Genomic DNA, 1,091 nt, shown 5'->3' on the forward strand with positions numbered 1-1,091 from the left:
TGTTCTGTCCAGAGAGGTTGGGGACGCGGCTGGCGGGTGGGCCGCCGAGTGCGGTGTGGTGGCGGTGGTGATTGTAGGTGTGGAGCCAGGCGGGTAGGGCCGCTCGTCGGGCGGTCTCGGATCGGTAGGGCTTGGCGTAGGCCCATTCGTCGGTCATGGTCCGGTGGAAACGCTCGACCTTGCCGTTTGTCTGTGGCCGGTAGGGGCGGGTCTTCTTGACGGTGACGCCGAGTTGGGTGCAGGTGTCGTGCCAGAGGCGGGATTTGTAGCAGGAGCCGTTGTCGGTCAGGACGCGGCGGACGGTGATTCCGGATGAGCTGAACCAGGCGTGGGCGCGTTGCCAGAACGCGGCAGCGGTGTCTTGGCGTTCGTCGGGAAGGATTTCGGTGTAGGCCAGCCGTGAGTGGTCGTCGATCGCGGTGTGCAGGTAGGCGTAGCCGAGCCGGGCGCCGCCCCACGCGTCGGTGGTGTGTGCGGGGGTGGCGGTGCGGTTGAGTTTGCCGCGAGCGCGGCCCTGGGTGCGCCAGCCGCCGCCGTCGGGAATGTTGCCGAGCTTCTTGATATCGACGTGGACCAGGTCGCCCGGTGTGCTGTGTTCGTATCGGCGGATCGGCTCACGGGTGGCGCGGTCGAGGTGAGCCAGGCGGGCGACGCCGGCACGACGCAGGATCGCGTGGCAGGTGGATCCGGCGAGCCCGAGCCGGCCACCGATACGCGCGGGACCCCACCGTCGCTTGGCGCGCAGGTGCAACACCTTGCGCTCGACCGGCGCGGCCGTGCGTGACGGGCTACGGTGCGGCCGACTGGACCGATCGGCCATGCCCGCCGCGCCGTCGACGCGGTAGCGATCGGCCCACCGCTTCGCCGTGTTCACGCTGACCTGAAAGCGTTCCGCGGCGCGGCGTAACGGCCACTCGTCGTCGACGACACAACGGGCAAGGCGCAGCCTCCCGGTCTCTGACAAGGGGGCGTTACGGTGGACCATGAGGACCTCCACGGGTCAGGTGCGGCTGTCTGGTAGCTCCACACCTACCCCGGAGGTCCTCACCCGTTCAAGATCCGACCCGTCACCAACGTCTATGCACAGAACA

Annotated in this window: 1 protein-coding gene; it reads right to left on the reverse strand. The window is 68.7% G+C overall.

Going from position 1 to position 1,091, the window contains the following annotated elements; genetic code table 11:
* Positions 1-985, reverse strand: a 985-nt coding sequence (locus FHG89_RS22865) for an IS481 family transposase (RefSeq protein ID WP_139586462.1), incomplete at its 3' end; no start/stop codon positions are given.
* Between the last annotated feature and the right edge of the window lie 106 nt (positions 986-1,091).

The organism is Micromonospora orduensis (genome assembly GCF_006228125.1).
Taxonomy (GTDB): Bacteria; Actinomycetota; Actinomycetes; order Mycobacteriales; family Micromonosporaceae; genus Micromonospora; species Micromonospora orduensis.